Raw genomic sequence first — 22736 nt, forward strand, 5'->3', positions numbered from 1 at the left:
GCTCACATCATCATGTTGTTGCGGATCAGGCCGACCGCCAGGCCTTCGAGCTCGAAGTCGACATCGCCTTCGACGACGATGGTCTTGAAGTCGGGGTTCTCGGGGATCAGCTCGACCGTGCCGCGGGTGCGGCGAAAACGCTTCACGGTCACTTCGTCGCCGAGGCGGGCCACGACGATCTGGCCGTTCTTCGCGTCCTTGGCCTTTTGCACGGCGAGCAGGTCGCCGTCCATGATGCCGGCATCGCGCATGCTCATGCCACGCACCTTCAGCAGGTAGTCAGGCCGGCGCGGGAACATGCTGGCCTCGACCAGGTAGCTCTGGTCGATGTGCTCTTGCGCGAGGATCGGGCTGCCCGCCGCCACGCGGCCCACGAGCGGCAGCGTGAGCTGCGACAGGCTGGGCAGCGGCAACGTGAACTGCTTGCCACGCGACTCGTTGAGCGCACGCAAGGTTTCAGAGCGCAACCGGATGCCGCGCGAGGTGCCGCCCACCAGTTCGATCACGCCCTTGCGCGCCAAGGCCTGCAAATGCTCTTCGGCTGCGTTGGCCGACTTGAAGCCCAGCTCGGCAGCGATCTCGGCGCGGGTGGGCGGCGCGCCGGTGCGCTCGATGGCGCTTTGCACCAGGTCGAGAATCTGTTGCTGGCGGTCGGTGAGTTTGGGCTTTTCGTACACGGAATTCCTTCATGATGACCAGCGGTTGGCCGCGGCGCGGCCGGCTGGCGATTCATCCAGTACCTGTATTTTCATCCAGCTTCGAGAAAAATGCAAAAAATCGCGCAAACCGTCGTGATCCTGGGCACCGGCGGCACCATCGCCGGCACGGCGAACAACGCTGCCGACAACGTGGGCTACACCGCAGCGCAGATCGGCGTGGCGCAGTTGCTGGCGGCCGTGCCTGCGCTCGCGGGCCAGGCGCTCGAAGCCGAGCAGGTCAGCCAGATCGACAGCAAGGACATGGGCTTCGTCGTCTGGCGAGCGCTGGCCCTGCGGGTGGCGCAGCACCTGGCGCGGCCCGAGGTGGCGGGCATCGTCGTCACGCACGGCACCGACACGCTCGAAGAGACCGCCTACTTTCTGCAGCGGGTGCTGGCACCGACCAAGCCAGTCGTGCTCACCGCCGCGATGCGGCCGGCGACGGCGCTGCTCGCCGACGGGCCGCAGAACCTGCTCGACGCGGTGAGCGTGGCGCGCTCGGAAGGCGCAACAGGCGTGGTCGCGGTGCTGGCGGGCGAAGTGCACTCCGCGCTCGACCTGCGCAAGACGCACACCTATCGCCTGGCGGCGTTCGGGTCGGGTGACGCTGGCGCGCTCGCGCAGATCGAAGAAGGGAGGCTGCGGCAGCATCGGCCGTGGCCCGCATGCCCGGCGCTCGGCCTGAGTTGCCTGCCCGCCGATGCGGCGCGGTGGCCGTGGGTCGAGATCGTGACGAGCCATGCGGGCGCGCGGCCCGCACTGGTGGAAGCGCTGCGCCACGCCGGCGTGCGGGGCATCGTTGCGGCCTGCACCGGCAATGGAACGCTGCACCACGAACTCGAAGGTGCGTTGCTGGCAGCGCAAGCCGCGGGAGTGCGCGTGGTTCGCAGTTCTCGCTGCCTGCAAGGCGCGGTGATCGCGCCGGCCGGGCAGCGGCTCCCTTCCGCCGGCGCACTCACGCCGGTGCAGGCGCGGGTCGAGATGATCCTGTCGCTGCTCGAAGCGGGCCCGGCGTGAAGCCCGGGCCCGTGCCGCCGCTTACGCGACGGTGAGCGTCACGTCGATGTTGCCGCGCGTGGCGTTCGAGTACGGGCACACGCCGTGGGCGGCTTGCACCAGCTGCTCGGCGGTGGCGCGTTCCATGCCGGGAATGGTGATCGTCATCGCCACCTGAATGCCGAAGCCGGCCGGGATCGGGCCGATGCCGACATCGGCGGTGATCGAGGTCTCGGCCGGCAGCGCAAGCTTCATCTTGCCCGCGACGACCTTCATGGCGCCGATGAAACAAGCCGAATAGCCGGCCGCGAACAGCTGTTCCGGGTTGGTGCCGACGGCACCGTTGCCACCCAGTTCCTTCGGGGTGGTGAGCTTCAGGTCGAGCACGCCGTCGGATGACTTGGACGTGCCTTCGCGGCCGCCGGTCGAAGTGGCGTGGGCGGTGTACAGGACTTTTTCGAGCGACATGGTGTTTTCCTCTTTCAAGGGTGGTGGGGGAATCGGAGTTCAGGTTTCGAGGTGCTGGCTGACGTTGGCGCGCAGCGCCTGCAGGCGGCCGGTCAGGCTGGCGAGTTCGTCGAGTTCGCAGCCCGCGGCGCAGGCCACCTCGTTCGGCACGTGCTGCGCCTTGCGGCGCAAGGCGCGCCCGGCCGCAGTGAGCGAGACGATCACACGGCGCTCGTCGTCGACCGCGCGCAGGCGAGTCACCCAGCCCGCGGCTTCCATGCGCTTGAGCAGCGGTGTGAGCGTGCCCGAGTCGAGGAACAGGCGCGTGCCGAGGTCACTGACGCTCACGGCGTCGGTTTCCCACAGCACCAGCAGCACGAGGTATTGCGGGTAGGTGAGGCCGAGCGCCGACAGCACCGGCTTGTAGAGCTTGGTCATCACGAGCGAGCTGGAGTACAGCGCAAAACACAGCTGGTGGTCGAGGCGTTGCATCCACTCCGCCGGTGCGGCGGTGCTTGTCTTGCTCGGTTGGCTTCTGGAGGGCATGGCGCCATTGTATTGAAATGCTGGCAATTGAATTGTGTGCAATTTAATTACCCTGCCGCACGAAGGGGTTCAGAGCGTGTGGTCGAGTCAGGCACGAGCCCGCCGCGCCTGAAAGCCGCCGCAGTCGAGCGGCGAGCGCCTTATCCCGCGGCCGGGGCGCCCAGACTGTCGAGCTGCGTGCTCAGCTCGAGCCAGCGTGCTTCGAGCTTCTCGACCTCGTCGCCGATCTGCTTGAGCCGCCGGCCCTGCTCGGCGCGATCGGTGGGCGTGGCTGCAGCGGCCGCCATGGCGGCCTCGGCGGCGTCGCGGTCGCGCGCCAGCGTGGCGAGGCGGCTGTCGACGCTGCCGAGTTCCTTGCGCAGCGGCTTCTGCTCTTCGCTGCGCTGCTGGCGCACGGCCGCTGTGGCCTTGCGGTCGGCGGCGGGCTTCGGCGTGTGGGCGGCCGCCACGGCCGGCGCGGCGGCTGCATCTTGTGCCGCCTGCTTCTTGCGCTTCTTGTCGCCCTTGCTTTGCTCGCGCGAGGCTTCGCGCGACTGTTCGAGCAGCCAGCGCTGGTAGTCGTCGAGGTCGCCGTCGAAAGGCTTGATGGCGCCATCGGCCACCAGCCAGAACTCGTCGCAGACCTCACGCAGCAAGGCGCGGTCGTGGCTGACGAGCATGACCGTGCCTTCGAACTCGTTCAAGGCCATCGAGAGTGCCTCGCGCGTGGTCAGGTCGAGGTGGTTGGTCGGCTCGTCCATCAGCAGCAGGTTGGGGCGCTGCCACACCAGCATGGCGAGCACGAGGCGCGCTTTCTCGCCGCCCGAGAGCGTGCCCACGGCCTGCGAGACCATGTCGCCGACGAAGCGGAACGAGCCGAGAAAGTCGCGCAGCTCCTGCTCGCGCGCCGCTGGCCCCACGTCACGTGCGAGGCGGATCATGTGCATCAACGGGCCGTCGTCGAGCGAGAGCACGTCGAGCTCCTGCTGCGCGAAGTAGCCGATCGTCAGGCCCTTGCCTTCGGTGATCTCGCCGGCCAGGCGCGGCAGGTCGCCGGCGATGGTTTTCACCACGGTCGACTTGCCCTGGCCGTTGGCGCCGAGGATGCCGATGCGCTGGCCCGCCAGCACCGAGCGGTTGATGTCGTGCACGATGCGGGTTTCGCTGCCGTCTTCGGCGTGGTAACCGCAGGCCACCTGCGAGAAGGCGAGCATCGGGTTCGGCAGGCTCAGCGGCTCGCGGAACTCGAACTGGAAGTCGGCACTCGTCAGTACCGGCCCGAGCTTTTCCATGCGCGCCAGCGCCTTCACGCGGCTTTGCGCCTGCTTGGCCTTGCTGGCCTTGGCCTTGAAGCGGTCGATGAACTTCTGCAGGTGCGCCATGCGCTCGCGCTGCTTCTCGAAGTTGGCCTGCGCCTGCAGCAGGCGTTCGGCGCGCATCTCTTCGAAGGCGGTGTAGTTGCCGGTGTAGCGGGTGAGCTTGGTCTCGTCGAGGTGCAGCGTGACGTTGGTGATCGCGTCGAGAAACTCGCGGTCGTGGCTGATCACGATCATCGTGCCCTCGAAGCGCTTGAGCCAGGCCTCGAGCCACACGAGCGCGTCGAGGTCGAGGTGGTTGGTCGGCTCGTCGAGCAGCATCAGGTCGGCCGGGCACATCAGCGCACGCGCGAGTTGCAGCCGCATGCGCCAGCCGCCCGAAAAGCTGTTGACCGGGCCGTCGAGTTCGGCCTGCTTGAAGCCCAGGCCGAGCAGCATGGCCTGCGCGCGCGGCCGGGCCTCGAAGCCACCCGCGTCGCTGATGGCGTGGTGGGCTTCGGCCATCGCGTGGCCGTCGTCATCGAGCTCTGCCTGCGCCAACTGCGCCTGCGCTTCCATCAGCCGCGTGTCGCCTTCGAGCACGAAGTCGGTCGCGCCCTGTTCGGTCTCGGGCATGTCTTGCGCCACTTCACCGATGCGCCAGCGTGGCGGCATGCCCACGTCACCGGCGTCGGACTGCAGGCGTTTCGTGAGCAGCGAAAACAGCGACGACTTGCCCGCGCCGTTGCGGCCGACCAGGCCGACCTTTTCGCCCGGCTGCAGCGTGACGCTGGCCTGGTTGAGAACGAGCTTGACGCCGCGGCGCAGCGAGACTTGATTCAGTACGAGCATGGAGATCGGGAACCGGGAAAGGGGGAGCGGGCAGCCCGCTTCAGTATTTGCGTTTCAGCAAGGATTCGCGCGAGACGAGCAGCACCTGGTCGTCGCCGGCGCTGGTTTCGAGCCAGGCCACTTCGAGCTTGCGGAAAGCGTGTTCGAAATGCGCACGTTCGTTGCCGATCTCGAGCACGAGCACGCCGTTCGGCGACATCCGCGCCGGCGCCTCGCGCAGGATCGTGCGCACCAGGTCCATGCCGTCTTCGCCGCCGGCCAGCGCGAGCGCCGGTTCGGCCAGGTATTCGGCCGGCAGTTCTTTCATGCTGTGCGTGTTCACATAGGGCGGGTTGCACAGGATCAGGTCGTACGGGCCGCGCACGCTGGCAAGCAGGTCGGACTGCATCAGCGTGATGCGTTTTCCCAGGCCGTGCTTGTCGACGTTGATGCGCGCCACCGCGAGCGCGTCGTCGGAGATGTCGGCCGCGTCGACCACCACGTCGGGGTAGGCCATCGCCGCGATCACGGCGAGGCTGCCGTTGCCGGTGCACAGGTCGAGCACCGCGTGCGTCTGGTCGGAGAGCCACGCGTCGAGCGTGCCGGTGTCTTCGCCGTCGGCCAGCAGTTCGGCGATGAAGGAGCGCGGCACGATCGTGCGCTCGTCGACATAGAACGGCACGTTCTGCAACCAGGCTTCACGCGTGAGGTAAGCGGCCGGCTGGCGGTTTTCGATGCGCCGGGTGACCAGCGCTTCGGCCTTGGCCTGATCTTCGGGCGCGAGTTCGTCTTTCGCTTTGGCTTCGAGCGCATCGAGCGGCAGGCCGAGCGCCCACAGCACCAGCCAGGCCGATTCGTCGAAAGCATTCGTTGTGCCGTGGCCAAACGAAACGCCCGCCTGTTTGAGGCGGGCGCTCTGCGCTGTGATGAGGTCGATCAGGGTCATGTGAGCAGCTTTTCCAGCGTGTCGCGGTAGATGTTCTTCAAGGGGTCGAGGCTGGCCACCGCCACGCATTCGTCGATTTTATGGATGCTGGCGTTCAGCGGCCCGAATTCGATCACCTGCGGGCAGATCTTCGCTATGAAGCGGCCGTCGGAGGTGCCGCCGGTGGTCGAGAGTTCGGTCTCGACGCCGGTCTGCGCCTTGATCGCCTGCGAGAGCGCGTCGCTCAGCTCGCCGATCGGCGTGAGAAAGGGTTCGCCGCCGAGCGTCCAGGCCAGTTCGTAGGCCAGGCCATGGCGATCGAGCACGGCATGCACGCGGTCTTTCAGCGCCTGCGGTGTCGACTCGGTCGAAAAGCGGAAGTTGAAGTCGACCACCAGATCGCCCGGAATGACATTGCTTGCGCCGGTGCCGCCGTGGATGTTCGACATCTGCCAGCTCGTCGGCGGAAAGTACGCGTTGCCCTCGTCCCAGCGCGTGGCGACGAGCTCAGTCATGGCCGGCGCGAACAGGTGGATCGGGTTCTTCGCAAGGTGCGGGTAGGCGATGTGGCCTTGCACGCCTTTCACCTTCAACTTGCCCGAAAGCGTGCCGCGCCGGCCGTTCTTGATCATGTCGCCGAGCGCATCGACCGAGGTCGGCTCGCCGACGATGCAAAAGTCGAGCTTCTCACCCCGCGAGCCGAGCCATTCGCAGACCTTGACCGTGCCGTCGATCGACGGGCCTTCTTCGTCGCTCGTGAGCAGGAACGCGACCGAGCCCCGGTGCGCCGGGTGCGCGGCGACGAATTCTTCCGCTGCCACCACCATCGCCGCGATCGAGGTCTTCATGTCGGCGGCACCGCGGCCGAACAGCTGACCGTCGCGGTGCGAGGGCACGAACGGGTCGCTGCGCCATTGTTCGAGCGGGCCGGTGGGCACCACGTCGGTGTGGCCGGCGAAGGCGAGCAACTTGCCCGAAGGCGACGAGCCGCGCCGCACCGCCCACAGGTTGGTGACCTGCGCGCCTTCGGGCCCGTAGATCAGCGTGGTGCACTCGAAGCCCAACGGCTTCAGGCGCGATTCGATCAAGGCCTGGCAGCCACCGTCATCGGGCGTGACCGAGCGCCGAGAGATCAGGGCTTCGGTGAGTTGCAGGGTGCGAGACGACGGGCTCATGCGCGATCAGAGGCGGCGGAAGGCACCCGACATCGTGGTTGGTTCGTCCGGGCGCACGTCGAGCGTGATCTCGGTGAAGGTGGCGGTGTCGTCCTGCTCTTCTTTCTTGGCCGTGATGCGGGTCGCCGGCGTCAGGTCATTCTGCAGGCGCCACATCAGGTTGGTGGGCGAGTCGGCGAAGGCCAGGCCTTCGTCGCGCGTGATCATGCCGGTGTTGATCAGGCGGGCCAGGTCTTGCTCGAAGGTCTGTGACCCTTCGGCCATCGACTTGTCCATGGCTTCCTTCACGCCCGAGAAGTCGCCTTTTTCGATCAACTCCGACACCAGCTTGGTGTTGAGCATCACCTCGACCGCCGGCACACGCCCACCGGCCACGGCGCGGATCAGGCGTTGTGAGACCACGGCGCGCAGGCCCGCTGCCAGGTCGGCCAGCAGGGCAGGGCGCGCTTCGGGGCTGTAGAACGACAAGATGCGGCCGAGCGCGTGGTAACTGTTGTTGGCGTGCAGCGTCGAAAGCACCAGGTGGCCCGACAGCGCATACGAGATCGCCGAGGTCATGGTTTCGCGGTCGCGGATTTCGCCGATCAGAATGCAATCAGGGGCCTGGCGCAGCGCGTTCTTCAGGCCGACCTGCAGCGACTGCGTGTCGCGGCCGACCTCGCGCTGGTTGATCACCGATTTCTTGTTGTTGAACAAGAACTCGATCGGGTCTTCGATCGTCAGGATGTGGCCGGCGAGCTGCTGGTTGCGCTGCTCCAGCATGGCGGCGAGCGTCGTGCTCTTGCCGGCGCCTGTTGCGCCCACCATCAGGATCAGGCCGCGCTTCTCGAGCACCATCGAGTTCAGCACGTCGGGCACGTTCAGGCTCTCGAGCGTGGGGATCTGGAACGGGATGCAGCGGAACACCGCCGCGATCGAACCACGCTGGCGGAACGCGCTCAGCCGGAAGCTGCCGACACCGGCGATGCTGACGGCCACGTTGAGCTCGTGCGAGTCTTCCAGTTCTTCGAGCTGGCTCGGCGTGAGCAGCTCGGCCAGCAGCTGGCGCGGCTGCGTGTTCGTGAGCGGCTGGTCGCTGAGCTGCAACAGCTGGCCGTTGATCTTGATCAGGATCGGCGAGCTCGACGACAGGTAGACGTCGGAAGCCCCTTTCTCCGACATCAGCCGCAGCACGCGCTCCATGTTTCCGCCACTCATGCCGTTCCCTTTCCGTTGACCCGGGCCAGGCTGGCCCGAAGGTCGATCATTCCACGCTTCGAAGGCTGCGGCGCTGCCCGGGCGCGCCCGGGCCACACGCCGGGCGTGATCAGCTTCTCAACAAGTCGTTGATGCTGGTCTTGGCGCGGGTTTGTGCATCGACCCGTTTCACGATCACCGCGCAGTACAGGCTGTACTTGCCATCGGCGCTGGGCAGGTTGCCGCTCACGACCACCGAGCCGGCCGGGATGCGGCCGTAGGTCACTTCGCCGGTCGCGCGGTCGTAGATCTTGGTGCTCTGGCCGATGTAGACGCCCATCGACAGCACTGAGTTCTCTTCGACGATCACGCCTTCGACCACTTCGGAGCGCGCGCCGATGAAGCAGTTGTCTTCGATGATGGTCGGGTTGGCCTGCATCGGCTCGAGCACACCGCCGATGCCGACGCCGCCCGACAAGTGCACGTTCTTGCCGATCTGCGCGCACGAGCCCACGGCGGCCCAGGTGTCGACCATGGTGCCTTCGTCGACATAGGCACCGATGTTCACGAAGCTCGGCATCAGGATCGCGTTCTTCGCGATGAAGCTGCCGCGCCGCGCCACGGCCGGCGGAACGATGCGCACGCCGGTTTCGCGCAGTTCGCTTTCGTCGAGGTGCGCGAACTTGGTGGCCACCTTGTCGTAGAAGCCCAGGTCGCCAGCGCGCATCAGCTTGTTGTCGTTCAGGCGAAAGCTCAGCAGCACCGCTTTCTTGACCCACTGATTCACCGTCCACTGGCCCACGCCCTGGCGCTCGGCCACGCGCAGCCGGCCGGCGTTGAGCTCCTTGATCACGGTCTCGACGGCCTCGAAGATCTGCGGGCTGTTCGCGGCGTTGATGGACGCACGGCTTTCCCAGGCGAGGTCGATGATGCTTTGCAGCTCGGAAACGTTGGTGGCGGTCATGGTCGGGGGCTCAGAGAGATTGGACAAAAGAGACGATGCGGTGCGCGGCTTCGAGGCATTCCTCGACTTCAGCGACCAGCGCCAAGCGGATGCGGCCCGCGCCGGGGTTCACGCCGTTCGCTTCGCGCGCCAGCAGGCTGCCCGGCAGCACGCTCACATTGTATTGAGCGAGCAGCGCCTGGGCGAAAGCGATGTCGTCGATGCCGTGCTTCGACACGTCGGCCCAAAGGTAGAAGCCGGCATCGGGCAAGGCCACGTCGAGCACTTGCGCGAGCACCGGCGTGACCTGCGCGAACTTGGCGCGGTACTTGTCGCGGTTGGCGACCACGTGCGCTTCGTCGTTCCACGCTGCGATGCTGGCCTGTTGCACCACCGGGTTCATGGCACTGCCGTGGTAGGTGCGGTAGAGCAGGAACTGTTTCAGGATGGCCGCGTCGCCGGCCACGAAACCCGAGCGCATGCCAGGCACGTTCGAGCGTTTCGAGAGGCTGGTGAACGCGATCAGGTTGCGGAAGTCGCGGCCCAGCCTCGACGCCGCTTCGAGCGAACCGAGCGGCGCCTCGTCGCGGAAGTAGATCTCGGAATAACACTCGTCGGAAGCGATCACGAAGCCGTGCCGCTCGCTCAGCTCGAACAGCCGCTGCCATTCGGCCAGCGGCATCACGGCGCCGGTGGGGTTGCCGGGCGAGCAGACGTAGAGCAATTGCGTGGCGGCCCAGGTGGCCTCGGGCACGCTGGCCCAGTCGGCCGCGAAGTTGCGGGCCGGGTCGCTGTTGACGAAGGCCGTGCGCGCACCGGCGAGCAAGGCCGCGCCTTCGTAGATTTGATAAAACGGGTTGGGGCAGACCACGGTCGCGTTCGGCCGCGTCGGGTCGATCACCGTTTGCGCGAGCGCGAACAAGGCTTCGCGCGAACCGCTGACCGGCAGCACCTGGGTGGCCGGGTCGACGGCGAGGCCGTAACGGCGCTGCACCCAGCCGGCGATGGCGTTGCGCAGCGCAGGCTCCCCGGCGGTGGCGGGGTAGCTCGCCAGGCCGGCCAGGTTGTCGGTGATCGACTGCTTGATGAGCTCCGGCGTCGGGTGCTTGGGTTCGCCGATGCCGAGGCTGATGGGCGCGTATTCCGGGTTCGGGCGGATGTCTTTCGTCAGCGCGCGCAGCCGCTCGAAGGGGTAGGGGTGGAGCTTCGCCAGCAGCGGGTTCATCTCAGAGCAGCCCGGTCGCGGCCGGCTGCTGCGGCAGCACCACCACGGCCTGCGGCTTCCAGCCCTTCTTGCGGTGTTCTGCCACCACGTTGGTGTAGATGCCGCCGCGCACGTACCACTTGGCGGTGATGCGCACGAAGCGCGGCTTGGTCACGCGCACGATGTCGTCGAGGATGGTGTTCGTCACCTTCTCGTGGAACGCGCCTTCGTTGCGGTAGCTCCAGAAGTACATCTTCAGGCTCTTGAGCTCGACGCAGAGTTCGTCGGCCACCATGTCGATCGTGAAGTGGGCGAAGTCGGGCTGGCCGGTCAGCGGGCAGTTGCAGGTGAACTCGGGGATCTGGAACTGGATCACGTAGTCGCGTTTCGGGCTCGGGTTCGGGAAGACGTGCAAGTCCTTGCTGGGCGCGGTCGGCGGGTTCACGGGAACGGCGCGTTGTTGTTCTGGCTTCAGCTTGGGGGCGGCGGATCGGGCCATTTCGGGTTGCTTTCGGTGACGCTTGGGGTGGGTGTTCAGGGCCTTCCGGCCGAGGGTGGATGGTATCATCGGCGCCGCCCGCAGAGCCCTCTGCCGCGCTGTTTTATCAACCGAATCAAGTACTTAGGCGTTATCGGCCTGCCCACTGCTCATGCGCCTGAATTCGATCAAGCTGTCCGGCTTCAAGTCTTTTGCCGAACCCACCAACTTCCAGCTGCCGGGCCAGCTGGTCGGCGTGGTCGGGCCCAACGGCTGCGGCAAGTCGAACATCATGGACGCGGTGCGCTGGGTGCTCGGCGAGAGCAAGGCGAGCGAGTTGCGCGGCGAGTCGATGCAGGACGTGATCTTCAACGGCTCCGGCCTGCGCAAGCCGGCGAGCCGCTCCAGCGTCGAGCTCGTCTTCAGCAACGAAGACGGCCGTGCCGGCGGGCAGTGGAACCGCTTCGCCGAGATCGCCGTCAAGCGCGTGCTCACGCGTGACGGCACCAGCAGCTACTACATCAACAACCAGCCGGTGCGCCGCCGCGACGTGCAGGACGTGTTCCTCGGTACCGGCCTCGGGCCGCGCGCTTACGCGATCATCGGCCAGGGCACGATCAGCCGCATCATCGAAAGCAAGCCCGAGGAGCTGCGCCTGTTCCTCGAAGAGGCAGCCGGCGTCTCGAAGTACAAGGAACGCCGCCGCGAGACCGACAACCGGCTGAAAGACACACGCGAGAACCTCACGCGCGTCGAAGACATCCTGCGCGAGCTCAACAGCAACCTCGACAAGCTCGAAAAGCAGGCCGAGGTGGCAAGCCAGTACCGCGGCCTGCAGCAGCAGGGTGAGTTGAAGCTGCACCAGCTGTGGTTCCTGAAGCACCGCGACGCGGCGAGCGAAGAAGCACGTGTCAAGAAGGCGGTTCTCGAGGCGACCAACGCGCTCGAAGCCCGCACTGCCGAGCTGCGCCATGGCGAGGCCGAGCTGGAGACGATCCGTCAGGCGCACTATCAGGCGAGCGACGACCTGCACGCGTCGCAGGGCTCGCTCGCCGAGGCCGCGCTCGAGGTGAGCCGGCTCGAAGAGCGCATCCGCTACGTCGTCGAAGGCCGCCAGCGCGTCGAGCAGCGCCTGGTCGAGCTGAAAGTGCAGACCGAACAGTGGGCCGAACGCCGCGCCGAAGCCGAGCAAGAACTGGAGCAGATCGCCGAGCAGATCGCCGGCGCCGACGAGCAGGGCGAAGTGCTGGCCGCGCAGGCCGAAGACCAGGCCGGCAACCTGCCGAATTTCGAAGACGCGGTGCGTGCGGCGCAGAACGTGGCCAACCAGCAGCGGGCCCAGGTGGCGGCGGTGCAGCAGCAGATCCAGGTGCTGGCTTCCGAAAGCCGCAACGTCGAAGACCAGCGGCGCCAGTTCAATGCGCGCCGCGAAAAGTTGGCGACTGAGAAGAGCCAGCTCGCCGCGCCCGATCTCGACCGTCTCGCGGAACTCAAGCGCCAGTTCGGCAGCGCCGAAGAAGCGCAGGCCGTGGCCGACGCGCGCTTGCAGTCGCTCAACGAAGAAGTGCCCGCGCTCGACGAACAGCGCCGGGTGAAACAAGACAGCGTCAATGCCGAAGGCAGCAAACAAGCCGACCTGAGCGCGCGCCTTGAAGCGCTGCGCGCCCTGCAGGAAAAAGTGCAGACCGAAGGCAAGCTCAAACCCTGGCTCGCCAAGCACGGCCTCGATTCGCTGCAAGGCCTGTGGACCCGCATCCACATCGAATCGGGCTGGGAGACGGCGCTCGAAGCCGCCTTGCGCGAGCGCATGGGCGCGCTCGAAGTCGGCCGCCTCGAGACCGTGCGCGCCTTCGCCAGCGACGCGCCACCGGCCAAGCTCGCGTTCTACACGCCCCCGCAGGCCGCGATCTCGAACACGCACCAGACCCTGGCCAAGCTCAGCGACCTGCTGCGTCTGAGCGATGCCGGCCTGAAGGCCTTGTTGAACGACTGGCTGGAAGGTGTCTACACCGCCGCGAACATCGACGAGGCGCTCGCCGTGCGCAGCAAGCTCACCCACGGCGAAGTGATCATGACGCGCGACGGTCACGCGGTGAGCCAGTTCGCGGTGACCTTCTACGCGCCCGATTCCGAACAGGCGGGCATGCTGGCGCGCGCGCAGGAGATCGAGAACCTCGAGCGCCAGTTGCGCGGCCAGGTGTTGATCGCTGAGGAGTCGCGCAGCGCGCTGGTGCGTGCCGAAGCCGCCTACACCGAAGCCTCGCAGCGCCTGATCGGCGTGCGCCGTGAAGCCGGCGAAGCGCAGACGCGGGCGCACCAGTTGCAGGTCGAGCTGCTGCGTCTGTCGCAGCTCGCCGAAGCCAGCAGCCTGCGGCGCGGCCAGCTCGATGAAGAACTGGCCGAGGTCGACGCGCAACTCGAAGAGCTGGCCGAGCGCAACGCCACCGGCGAAGCGCGCTTCGAAGAACTCGACATGCAGCTCGCGACCACGCAGGAGCGCCACGCCGAACTCGACGAAGCCGTCATCGGTGCCGAGCGCAAGCTGGCCGACGCGCGCGAACAGCTGCGTGCGCTGGAACGGCAGGCGCAGGAAGCGCAGTTTTCTTCGCGCGCCCTGGCGGCGCGGCGTGGTGAATTGCAGCGCGGCATCGAGACCGCGGCACAGCAGCTCGCCGGCAACGAACAGACCGGCGCGCAGCTCGCCGAAGAGCTCGAGCGCCTCACCGACGTGGCCGCGCAGGCCGGCCTGCAAACCGCGCTGGCACTGAAGCTCGAACGCGAAGCCGCGCTCGGTGCCAAGCGCAGCGAATACGACGACCTGACGCTGCGCCTGCGCCGTGCCGACGAACAGCGCCTGCAGCACGAACAAAGCCTGCAGCCGCTGCGCGACCGCATCATGAAGCTGCAGCTCGAAGAGCAGGCCGCGCAGCTCGGCGGCGCGCAATACCTCGACCAACTGGTGGCCGCAGCGGTCGACTTCGAGCTGCTTGCGGCAGGCATCGAATCGAACGGCGTCAGGCTCAGCGGCCTGCAGAGCGAGATCGACCGCATCAACCGCGAGATCAACGCGCTCGGCGCCGTGAACCTCGCGGCGCTCGACGAGCTCACGGCGGCACGCGAGCGCAAGACCTTCCTCGACGCGCAGAACGCCGACCTGATCGAGGCGATGACCACGCTCGAAGACGCGATCCACAAGATCGACCTGGAAACGCGCGACCTGCTGGCCAGCACTTTCAACCAGGTCAACGAGCACTTCGGCCGCATGTTCCCGAGCCTGTTCGGCGGCGGCAACGCGAAGCTCGTGATGACGGGCGACGAAATTCTCGACGCCGGCGTGCAGGTGATGGCGCAGCCGCCGGGCAAGAAGAACAGCAGCATCCACCTGCTCTCGGGTGGCGAAAAGGCGCTGACGGCGATCGCGCTCGTGTTCGCGATCTTCCAGCTCAACCCGGCGCCGTTCTGCCTGCTCGACGAGGTGGACGCGCCGCTCGACGACGCCAACACTGAGCGTTACGCCAAGCTCGTGAAAGAGATGGCGCAGGGCACGCAGTTCCTGTTCATCAGCCACAACAAGATCGCGATGGAGATGGCCGAGCAGCTGATCGGCGTGACCATGCAGGAACAAGGCGTGTCGCGCATCGTCACCGTCGACATGGAAGCGGCCGTGTCGCTGGCCGAAGCCGCTTGATCAAAACCTCGACATGAGCACCCTGACCATCGCGCTCGCATCTCTCGGCGGCGTGGTGCTGGCCGGCGTGATCGCGCACGGCGCCTGGGCGGCGCGCAAGGCCGGGCCGAAGCGCGCGCTGGTGATGGAGCCGCGCCCCGAGCCTCGCGAGCCGGTGATGGGCGACGTGCCCGGTGAGCCGCCCGCCGAGCCGGTCATCAGCCTCGACGGCATCGACGCCGAACGGCCGGCGCCGCGCGTGCTCGAAAGGCGCCAGAACAAGCGCCTCGTGAACCGGCTCGACGCGCTGATCGACGCCATTGCGCCGCTCACGGTCGAAGCGCCGATCAGCGGCGACATGGTCGTGGCGCACCTACCGCCGACCCGCCGCGCCGGCGGCAAGCCGTTCCTGATCGAAGGGCTGAACGCCGAGACGGGCGAGTGGGAAACGCCCGCCAGCGGCCAGCGCTACAGCGAGTTCCAGGCCGGCGTGCAACTCGCCAACCGCACCGGCGCGTTGAACGAGATCGAGTATTCCGAGTTCGTGCAGAAGGTGCAGGCCTTCGCCGACGGCGTGAACGCCATGCCCGACTTTCCCGACATGCTCGAGGCCGTGGCCAGCGCCCGCGAGCTCGACACGTTTGCCAGCGAACACGACGCGCAGCTCGCCGTGCACCTGAGCGCGCGCACGGCCGCGTGGAGCGTGGGCTACATCCAGCAGCACGCCGGGCGCCACGGTTTCGTGCCGGGCGTGGTGCCGGGCCGGCTCGTGTTGCCTTCGGCGGATGAAGGCGCGCCCCCGGTGCTGACGCTGACCTTCGACTCGCAAGCCGCACTCGCCGACGACCCGAACCGCGCCGCCGTGCGAGACGTGACGCTGAGCTTCGACGTGCCGCAGACCGACCCCAAGGCCGAGCCGTTCGTGGCCTGGCAGGCGAGCGCGCAGGCGCTCTCGCTCGGCATGGACGCCGGCATCGTCGACGACAACGGTCAGCCGCTCAGCCCCGAAGGCTTCGCGAGCATCGGGCGCGAGCTCGGCCAGCTCTACGAACAGCTCGCCGGGCGCGACATCGCCGCCGGCTCGGCCGCCGCGCGGCGCTTGTTCAGCTGACGCGAAACTGACTTGCCCTGTGCCGGCAGGGCCGGCGAAGTCTGCCTATCATTCGGCGGTCTTCCGGGGAGACCCCGCTCTCATGTCCATGGTCAAGCTGGCGCTGCGCCGCCCCTACACCTTCATCGTGATGGCGATGTTGATCGTGTTGTCGACGCCGTTCGCGCTGCTGAACATGGCGACCGACATCTTCCCGGAAATCAACATCCCGGTCGTCAGCATCATCTGGAACTACAACGGGCTGTCGGCCCAGGAGATGGGCCAGCGCATCGCCGGCCAGAGCGAACGCGGCCTCACCACGACGGTGAGCGACATCGAGCACATCGAGTCGACGTCGCTCGCCGGCATCACGGTCATCAAGGTCTTCTTCCAGCCCACGGCGAACATCCAGACCGCCATCGCCCAGGTGGTCGCCTCGATGCAGACCCAGGTGCGCCAGCTGCCGCCGGGCATCACGCCGCCGCTCGTCATCAAGTACTCGGCCTCGAGCATCCCGGTGGTGCAGCTGGCGCTCTCGAGCCCCACGTTGCCCGAGCAGGCCGTGTTCGACAACGCCATCAACGTGCTGCGCCCGCAGCTGATCACGATTCCCGGCGTGGCCGTGCCTTTCCCTTACGGCGGCAAGAACCGCCTGATCTCGGTCGACCTCGACACCGCGGCCTTGCAGGCGCGTGGGCTGGCGCCCGCCGATGTGGTCAACGCCATCAACCTGCAGAACCTGATCCTGCCTTCGGGCACGGCCAAGTTCGGCGCCACCGAATACACGGTGCGCATGAACGGCTCGCCCGAAGCGATCGCCGGGCTCGGCGACCTGCCGGTGCGCAGCGCGGGCGGCTCCACCACCTACGTGCGCGACGTGGCCCAGGTGCGCGACGGTTTTTCGCCGCAGACCAACATCGTCCGGCAGGACGGCGCGCGCGGCGTGCTGCTCTCGGTGCTGAAGAACGGCGGTGCCTCCACGCTCGACATCGTCGACAACCTGAAGGCGCTGCTGCCGCGCGTGACGCAGGTGCTGCCGCAGGACGTGAAGGTCACGCCGCTGTTCGACCAGTCGGTGTTCGTGAAGGCGGCCGTGAAAGGCGTGGTGCTCGAGGCCTTGATCGCCGCCGCGCTCACCGCTGCGATGGTGCTGCTCTTTCTCGGCAACTGGCGCAGCACGCTGATCATCGCGCTGACGATCCCGCTGTCGATCCTGGCCTCGATCCTCGGGCTCAAGATGCTCGGCGAAACCTTGAACCTGATGACGCTCGGTGGGCTGGCGCTGTCGGTTGGCATTCTGGTCGACCAGGCGATCGTGACGATCGAGAACATCGAACGCCACATCCACATGGGCAAGCCGATCGAAGACGCGATCGACATCGGCGCCGGCGAGATCGGCGTGGCCGCCTTCGTGTCCACGCTGTGCATCTGCATCGTGTTCGTGCCGATGTTCTTCCTGTCGGGCGTGGCGCGTTTCCTGTTCGTGCCGCTGGCCGAAGCGGTGGTGCTGGCGATGCTCGCGTCTTACCTGCTGTCGCGCACGCTCGTGCCGACGCTGGTGCTGCTCTTGATGGGCCGCGTGAAGCCCGAGCCGGTGGGCGCGCGGCCGAGCCTGCTGCAGCGCACCTACCGCGCTTTCGACCGCCGCTTCGAACGGGTGCGGCGCGCCTACACGCTCGCGCTGTCGGCGCTGCTGGCGCAGCGGCGCGGCTTCGCCTTGCTGTTCATGGGTTTCTGCCTCGGTTCGTGCCTGCTCTACCCGGTGCTCGGGCGCGACTTCTTTCCGAGCGTGGACGCTGGCCAGATCCGCCTGCATATCCGCGCCGCCACCGGCACCCGCATCGAAGAGACGGCGCGCCTCGCTGACCAGGTCGAAGCGGTGATCCGCGAGATCATCCCGAAAGACCAGCTCGAGACCATTCTCGACAACCTGGGCGTGCCCAACAGCGGCATCAACCTCTCGTACAGCAACGCCGGCACCATCGGCACGCTCGACGGCGAGATCCTGATGTCGCTGCGTGACGGCCACGACCCCACCGACGAGTTCGTCTCGCGGCTGCGCGCCGAGTTGCCCAAGCGTTTTCCGGGCATCGAGTTCTTCTTTCAGCCCGCCGACATCGTCACGCAGATCCTGAACTTCGGCCTGCCGGCGGCCATCGACGTGCAGTTCACGGGTGCCAACGTGGCGGCCAACGCGCGCCTCGCGGCCGAGCTCACGCAGCAGATCCGCCAGGTGCCGGGGGCGGTCGACGCCCACGTTCACCAGCGCCTGAACGCACCGGTGCTCAACATGCAGATGGACCGCACGCGGCTGCAGCAGCTCGGCCTCACGGCGTCGAACGTCGGGCAGAACGTGCTGATCTCGCTGTCGGGCAGCTCGCAAACGGCACCGGCCTTCTGGCTCAACCCGCAGAACGGTGTGGTCTACAACATCGCGGTGCAGACGCCGCAGTACAACGTCGACTCGCTCGACGCCTTGCTCAACATGCCCGTGGCCGCGGCCGGCGGCGGCGGTGCCACCGGCGCCGGCCCGGCCAGCACGCAGTTGCTCGGCAACCTGGTCGAGGTGACGCCGGCGCAGCAAGTCGCGGTGGCGTCGCGCTACAACATCCAGCCTGCCGTCGACGTGTACGTGAGCGTGCAGGGCACCGACCTGGCCAGCGTGGCCGGCAAGGTCGAGAAGCTCGTCGACCAGATGCGGCCCAAGCTGCCCCGCGGCAGCCAGGTGGTGATGCGCGGGCAGGTCGAGACGATGCAGGCCTCGTTCATCGGCCTCGGGGTTGGCCTAGCGATGGCGATCGTGCTCGTGTACCTGCTGATCGTGGTGAACTTCCAGTCTTGGATCGACGCGCTCGTGATCATCGCGGCGCTGCCCGCGGCGCTGGCCGGCATCGCGTGGATGCTCTTCATCACCGGCACCACGCTGAGCGTGCCGGCCCTCACCGGCGCCATCATGACCATGGGCGTGGCCACGGCCAACAGCATCCTGCTGGTCTCGTTCGCGCGCCAGCGCCAGGAAGAGGGCGTGCCGCCCCTGGCCGCTGCGCTCGAAGCCGGCGCCACGCGCATCCGCCCCGTGTTGATGACGGCGCTGGCGATGGTGATCGGCATGATCCCGATGGCGCTGGGCATCGGCGAAGGCGCCGAGCAGAACGCACCGCTGGGCCGCGCCGTGATCGGCGGGCTGATCTTCGCGACCGTGTCCACGCTGTTCTTCGTGCCGGTCGTGTTCGCTGCCGTGCACCAGCGCCTCGCGCGCCGCCAGGCCGCCCGTGTTTCGCCCCCGATCGACCTTCAACACCCGCAGGAGACCTGAACCATGACCGAGCAACGACACTCGGCCCTGGGTTTGCACCCCATCGAGCCCGAAGCTGGCGAAGAGCAGGTCGAGCTGCTCAAGCGGCGCCAGATCGTGCGCCGCACCAAGATCGCCGCGGTGGTCGTGCTGGTGCTGCTGGCGCTCGGCGCTGGCCGCACGGTGCTGAGCCGCATGGCCAACGCACGGGTGCTCGAAGCCGGTGCGGCCGAGAACGCCAAGCAGTACGTGCGCGTCACGCAGGCGCGCCGTGGCGGCGCGGGGCAGAACCTCGCCTTGCCCGGCACCTTGCAGGGCTTCGTGCAGTCGCCGATCGCCGCACGCGCCAGCGGCTACCTGAAACGCTGGACCAAGGACATCGGCAGCCGGGTCGAAAAGGGCGAAGTGCTGGCCGAGATCGAAACGCCCGAGATCGACCAGCAGCTCACCCAGGCCATCGCGGCACGCGAGCAGGCGGCCTCGGGCCTGGCGCTCGCGAAGAGCACGGTCGAGCGCTGGGAAGGCCTGCGCAAGAAAGACGTGGTCTCGCAACAAGACCTCGAAGAACGCCGCAGCGCGCTGGCGCAGTCGCAGTCGAACGTCGCCGCGGCCGAGGCCAACGTGCAGCGCTTGCGCCAGCTCGAAGGCTTCAAGCGCATCGTCGCGCCTTTTGCCGGCGTGATCACGCGCCGCAATGTCGACGTGGGTGACCTCATCGACGCCGGCGGCGCGGCGTCGCGTCCGCTTTTCCTGCTGGCGCAGACCGACCCGCTGCGCGTCTACGTGAGCGTGCCGCAGGCCTACGCGCAGCTTGTCAAGCCGGGGCAAGCGGTCGTGGTCACGCAGAGCGAACTGCGAGGCCAGAAGTTCAGCGGCCAGGTGGCGCGCACGTCGGCGTCGATCGACACCGCCACACGCACGATGCAGGTCGAGATCGCCCTGCCCAACGCCGAGGGCAAGCTGCTGCCCGGCGCCTACGTGCAGGTCGCGTTGCCGCTGCAGGCCGGCGGCGGGCTCACGGTGGCGACCAACACGCTGCTGTTCCGCGCCGAAGGCACGATGGTCGCGGTGGTCGATGCGCGAGGGCGCGTCACGTTGCGCCGTGTCTCGGTCGGGCGCAACTATGGTGAGGCGTTCGAGGTGCTCGACGGCCTGACCGAAGCCGAACGCATCGTGCTCAACCCGCCCGACTGGATCGCCGACGGCCAGACCGTGGCGGTGGCACCTGCCGAACCGGCGGTGCCCGGCGCGCCGGGCGCGAGCGGCGTGGCCCCGAAAGCGCCGCTGTGACGTGCAAGCCCGCGCTGCTGGCCCTGTGCGCCACGCTGCTCGCTGGCTGCGCAGCCGGGCCCGACTACCAGAAGCCGGTGCTCGACATGCCGGCTGCCTGGAAGGTCGAAGCGCCGTGGCGTGAAGGCCGGCCCGACGACGCCGCACCCAAGGGCCCATGGTGGCAGCGCTTCGGCGACCCGCAGCTCGACGCCTTGGCCCAGCAGGCGCTGGCCAACAACCCGACGCTTGTGCTGGCCAACGCCCGCCTGACGCAGGCGCGTGCCACGCTCGCGGCCACGTCGGCCAGCGTGTTGCCGCAGATCGGCCTGGGCGCGCGCGCTTCGCGGCAGAAGATCTCGGCGAACCGGCCGCTCTCGAACTACGCCAGTTCCAACTTCTCGACGGTGCAGAACGAGCTGAGCGTCGTGATGTCGGTCAACTACGAAGTCGACCTGGCGGGCAGGGTGCAGCGATCGGTCGAGGGCGCGCGCGCTTCGGCCGAACAGGCGGCCGCCGACTTCGAGAACGTGCGGCTGGTGCTGACCGCCGATCTGGCGACGAACTACATCAACCTGCGCGCGCTCGACACCGAGCTCGACGTGTTGCGCCGAGCGATCGCGCTGCAGCGGCGTTCGCTCGAACTGGTGAAGGCGCGCCACGAACTCGGTGCCGCAACGGGGCTCGACGTGGCCCAGCAGCAGGCGCTGCTCGACACGACGCTGGTGCAGGTAGAGGTGCTGGCGCGCCAGCGCGGCGTCTACGAACACGCGGTCGCCACGCTCGCCGGCATTCCCGCGCCGAGCTTCACGCTCGCGCCCGAAGTGCGCGAACTCACGCCGCCGGCGGTGCCGCTCGGCGTGCCGTCCGACGTGCTCGAGCGCCGGCCCGACATCGCCTCGGCCGAACGCGCCATGGCGGCGGCGAACGCGCAGATCGGCGTGGCGAGCGCGGCCTACTACCCGAGCGTGCTGCTCGCACCGAATTTCGGCGTCGACAGCCGAACGCTCGCCACCTTGTTCGACGCGCCGAGCGTGCTGTGGTCGCTGGGCGTGTCGGCAGCGCAGGTGCTGTTCGACAACGGGCGGCTGAACGCCAACGTCGAGTTCGCGCGTGCCGGCCACGCCGCGGCCACGGCCAACTACCGGCGTGTGGTGCTGGTGGCGATGCAAGAGGCCGAAGACGGGATCACCGGCCTGGCCGCGCTCGAGCGCGCGGCCGAACAGGCCAGCCGCTCCGTGGCGAGCGCGAGCCGTGTGCTCGACATGGTGACCGCGCGCTACGAAGGGGGCGCATCGGTCTATTTCGATGTCATCACGGCGCAGCAGTCGCTGCTCGCGAGCGAACGCCAGGCCGCCCAGTTGCGCGGGCAGCGGTTGTTGACGTCGGTCTTTCTTGTCAAGGCGCTGGGTGGTGACTGGCAGGCCGCCAAGGGCGGTTCGTGACGTAGATCAATGAAAGCCCGGCGACTGCGATCACAATAGGGCCGCCTCAGTCGACAAGACCGGCGGGCTCAATTCCCGGCAAGCCCTACCGATATTCCTCGAGAGCCCGCCCCGGGCTTGTCGGAGAGCCCTTGCCACACCGCACCATCCTCATCGTCGATGACAACCCGGAGAACCTCACGGTGTTGGGTGAACTGCTCCGGGCCCGCTACAAGGTTCGCGCAGCGAACTCGGGCGCCCGCGGCCTGCAGCTCGCCGCGCAGCAGCCGCCACCCGACCTGATCCTGCTCGACGTGATGATGCCCGGCATGAGCGGCTACGAGGTGCTCGAGCAATTGCGGGCCGCGCCGGAGACGCGCGACATCCCGGTCATCTTCACGACCTCGATGGGTGCGACCGAAGACGAGCAGCTCGGCCTGGTGCTCGGCGCCGTCGACTACATCACCAAACCGCTGCGGCCCGCGATCGTGCTGGCGCGGGTTCACACGCACCTCGAATTGAAGCAGGCGCGCGATCGACTGCAGCGCGACAACGCTTCGCTCGAGCTCGAGATCGGCCGGCGCATGCGGGAGAACCTGGTGATCCAGGAAGTCACGATCCGCGCGCTCGCGCGGCTCGCCGAAACGCGCGACAACGAAACCGGCAACCACATCCTGCGAACCCAGGCGTACGTGGAAGCGCTTGCGCGGCTGGCCTGTACCCACCCGCGCTTCGCCACCGAGCTCGACGAGCCGGGCATTGCGCTGATCGCCAAGTCGGCCCCGCTGCACGACATCGGAAAAGTCGGCATCCCCGACCACGTGCTGCTCAAGCCCGGCAAGCTCGACGCGGCGGAGTGGGCTGTCATGAAGACCCACGCGCGGCTCGGAGCCGACGCGATCGACCGCGCGGTGGCCGACACCCACCAGCCGGTCAAGTTCCTCACCTACGCCAAGCAGATCGCGCTGCACCACCACGAACGCTGGAACGGCAGCGGCTACCCCGACGGACTGGCCGGCGACGCGATCCCGCTCGCCGCGCGCTTGATGGCCATCGCCGACGTCTTCGACGCACTCATCTCGCGCCGCGTGTACAAGCAGGCGCTGCCATTTTCCGAGGTGCGAACGATGATGCTCGCCGAGCGCGGCCAGCACTTCGACCCCGACCTGCTGGATCTTTTCATCGGCAGTTTCGAAACGTTCTGCGCCATCGCGCGCCTCCATCCCGACGCCGCCGAAGGCGAGAGCGCTCTCGCCGGCACGGCCGGTTCCCAGGCGGTCTCCCCAAGCGACTGACCC

The 22736-nt window shown here is 67.7% G+C and carries 17 protein-coding genes; 7 read left to right on the forward strand and 10 right to left on the reverse strand.

Features of this window, described 5'->3' with window-relative positions; genetic code table 11:
- Positions 1 to 2 precede the first annotated feature (2 nt).
- The gene (lexA, locus tag AC30PD_RS11990) at positions 3 to 677 is read right to left on the reverse strand and encodes a transcriptional repressor LexA (protein WP_489535886.1); all 675 of its coding nucleotides are present in this window, start codon (positions 675 to 677) and stop codon (positions 3 to 5) included.
- 90 nt (positions 678 to 767) lie between these two features.
- Between lexA and AC30PD_RS11995 the strand changes: the two genes are divergently transcribed.
- Entirely contained in the window at positions 768 to 1715 is a 948-nt protein-coding gene (locus AC30PD_RS11995; protein WP_489535887.1) for an asparaginase, read from the forward strand.
- Positions 1716 to 1736: 21 nt separating this feature from the next.
- Here the strand turns inward: AC30PD_RS11995 and AC30PD_RS12000 are convergent, their stop codons facing one another.
- The 9 genes from AC30PD_RS12000 to queF form a co-directional block, all read right to left on the reverse strand.
- The gene (locus AC30PD_RS12000; protein WP_489535888.1) at positions 1737 to 2162 is read right to left on the reverse strand and encodes an organic hydroperoxide resistance protein; all 426 of its coding nucleotides are present in this window, start codon (positions 2160 to 2162) and stop codon (positions 1737 to 1739) included.
- A gap of 39 nt (positions 2163 to 2201) precedes the next feature.
- Positions 2202 to 2633: a MarR family winged helix-turn-helix transcriptional regulator gene (locus tag AC30PD_RS12005; RefSeq protein ID WP_489536329.1), complete on the reverse strand. Its 432-nt coding sequence runs from the start codon at positions 2631 to 2633 to the stop codon at positions 2202 to 2204.
- A gap of 194 nt (positions 2634 to 2827) precedes the next feature.
- Entirely contained in the window at positions 2828 to 4813 is a 1986-nt protein-coding gene (locus AC30PD_RS12010; protein ID WP_489535889.1) for an ABC-F family ATP-binding cassette domain-containing protein, read from the reverse strand.
- Between the two features lie 40 nt (positions 4814 to 4853).
- Positions 4854 to 5738, reverse strand: coding sequence for a 50S ribosomal protein L3 N(5)-glutamine methyltransferase (gene prmB / locus AC30PD_RS12015; RefSeq protein WP_489535890.1), 885 nt, complete (start codon positions 5736 to 5738; stop codon positions 4854 to 4856).
- Positions 5735 to 6892 (reverse strand): succinyl-diaminopimelate desuccinylase, encoded by a 1158-nt coding sequence (gene dapE / locus AC30PD_RS12020; protein ID WP_489535891.1) that lies wholly within the window; start codon positions 6890 to 6892, stop codon positions 5735 to 5737. Before dapE ends, prmB begins: the two co-directional genes overlap by 4 nt.
- Before the next feature lie 6 nt (positions 6893 to 6898).
- The gene (locus AC30PD_RS12025; RefSeq protein WP_489535892.1) at positions 6899 to 8089 is read right to left on the reverse strand and encodes a PilT/PilU family type 4a pilus ATPase; all 1191 of its coding nucleotides are present in this window, start codon (positions 8087 to 8089) and stop codon (positions 6899 to 6901) included.
- Between the two features lie 109 nt (positions 8090 to 8198).
- On the reverse strand, positions 8199 to 9032 hold the full coding sequence (dapD, locus tag AC30PD_RS12030) for a 2,3,4,5-tetrahydropyridine-2,6-dicarboxylate N-succinyltransferase (RefSeq protein WP_489535893.1): 834 nt from the start codon (positions 9030 to 9032) through the stop codon (positions 8199 to 8201).
- A 10-nt stretch (positions 9033 to 9042) separates the two neighbouring features.
- Positions 9043 to 10236, reverse strand: coding sequence for a succinyldiaminopimelate transaminase (gene dapC, locus AC30PD_RS12035; protein ID WP_489535894.1), 1194 nt, complete (start codon positions 10234 to 10236; stop codon positions 9043 to 9045).
- 1 nt (position 10237) lies between these two features.
- The gene (queF, locus tag AC30PD_RS12040; protein ID WP_489535895.1) at positions 10238 to 10714 is read right to left on the reverse strand and encodes a preQ(1) synthase; all 477 of its coding nucleotides are present in this window, start codon (positions 10712 to 10714) and stop codon (positions 10238 to 10240) included.
- A 151-nt stretch (positions 10715 to 10865) separates the two neighbouring features.
- On the opposite strand from queF, the gene smc reads away from it, so the two are divergent.
- The 6 genes from smc (at position 10866) to AC30PD_RS12070 (ending at position 22733) form a co-directional block, all read left to right on the forward strand.
- On the forward strand, positions 10866 to 14381 hold the full coding sequence (gene smc, locus AC30PD_RS12045; RefSeq protein ID WP_489535896.1) for a chromosome segregation protein SMC: 3516 nt from the start codon (positions 10866 to 10868) through the stop codon (positions 14379 to 14381).
- A 13-nt stretch (positions 14382 to 14394) separates the two neighbouring features.
- The gene (locus tag AC30PD_RS12050) at positions 14395 to 15471 is read left to right on the forward strand and encodes a cell division protein FtsZ (RefSeq protein WP_489535897.1); all 1077 of its coding nucleotides are present in this window, start codon (positions 14395 to 14397) and stop codon (positions 15469 to 15471) included.
- A gap of 82 nt (positions 15472 to 15553) precedes the next feature.
- Positions 15554 to 18766 carry an efflux RND transporter permease subunit gene (locus tag AC30PD_RS12055; RefSeq protein WP_489535898.1) on the forward strand — a complete coding sequence of 1071 codons (3213 nt, stop codon included), beginning with the start codon at positions 15554 to 15556 and terminating at the stop codon, positions 18764 to 18766.
- 3 nt (positions 18767 to 18769) lie between these two features.
- On the forward strand, positions 18770 to 20035 hold the full coding sequence (locus AC30PD_RS12060) for an efflux RND transporter periplasmic adaptor subunit (protein WP_489535899.1): 1266 nt from the start codon (positions 18770 to 18772) through the stop codon (positions 20033 to 20035).
- Positions 20032 to 21459, forward strand: coding sequence for an efflux transporter outer membrane subunit (locus AC30PD_RS12065; RefSeq protein WP_489535900.1), 1428 nt, complete (start codon positions 20032 to 20034; stop codon positions 21457 to 21459). Before AC30PD_RS12060 ends, AC30PD_RS12065 begins: the two co-directional genes overlap by 4 nt.
- Positions 21460 to 21590: 131 nt before the next feature.
- A complete protein-coding gene (locus AC30PD_RS12070) occupies positions 21591 to 22733 on the forward strand; it encodes a response regulator (RefSeq protein WP_489535901.1) in 1143 nt (380 codons plus the stop codon).
- Positions 22734 to 22736 lie beyond the last annotated feature (3 nt).

Origin of the sequence: Rhizobacter sp. (assembly GCF_032229685.1) — a bacterium.
GTDB lineage: Bacteria > Pseudomonadota > Gammaproteobacteria > Burkholderiales > Burkholderiaceae_C > LMDS01.

Coding starts and splice junctions, on each gene's coding strand:
- AC30PD_RS12060 (WP_489535899.1), top strand. CDS start 18,770: ATGACCGAGCAACGACACTCGGCCCTGGGTTTGCACCCCATCGAGCCC.
- dapD (WP_489535893.1), bottom strand. CDS start 9,032: ATGACCGCCACCAACGTTTCCGAGCTGCAAAGCATCATCGACCTCGCC.
- AC30PD_RS12025 (WP_489535892.1), bottom strand. CDS start 8,089: ATGAGTGGCGGAAACATGGAGCGCGTGCTGCGGCTGATGTCGGAGAAA.
- queF (WP_489535895.1), bottom strand. CDS start 10,714: ATGGCCCGATCCGCCGCCCCCAAGCTGAAGCCAGAACAACAACGCGCC.
- AC30PD_RS12050 (WP_489535897.1), top strand. CDS start 14,395: ATGAGCACCCTGACCATCGCGCTCGCATCTCTCGGCGGCGTGGTGCTG.
- smc (WP_489535896.1), top strand. CDS start 10,866: ATGCGCCTGAATTCGATCAAGCTGTCCGGCTTCAAGTCTTTTGCCGAA.
- prmB (WP_489535890.1), bottom strand. CDS start 5,738: ATGACCCTGATCGACCTCATCACAGCGCAGAGCGCCCGCCTCAAACAG.
- AC30PD_RS12000 (WP_489535888.1), bottom strand. CDS start 2,162: ATGTCGCTCGAAAAAGTCCTGTACACCGCCCACGCCACTTCGACCGGC.
- AC30PD_RS11995 (WP_489535887.1), top strand. CDS start 768: ATGCAAAAAATCGCGCAAACCGTCGTGATCCTGGGCACCGGCGGCACC.
- AC30PD_RS12005 (WP_489536329.1), bottom strand. CDS start 2,633: ATGCAACGCCTCGACCACCAGCTGTGTTTTGCGCTGTACTCCAGCTCG.
- AC30PD_RS12010 (WP_489535889.1), bottom strand. CDS start 4,813: ATGCTCGTACTGAATCAAGTCTCGCTGCGCCGCGGCGTCAAGCTCGTT.
- dapC (WP_489535894.1), bottom strand. CDS start 10,236: ATGAACCCGCTGCTGGCGAAGCTCCACCCCTACCCCTTCGAGCGGCTG.
- dapE (WP_489535891.1), bottom strand. CDS start 6,892: ATGAGCCCGTCGTCTCGCACCCTGCAACTCACCGAAGCCCTGATCTCT.
- AC30PD_RS12055 (WP_489535898.1), top strand. CDS start 15,554: ATGTCCATGGTCAAGCTGGCGCTGCGCCGCCCCTACACCTTCATCGTG.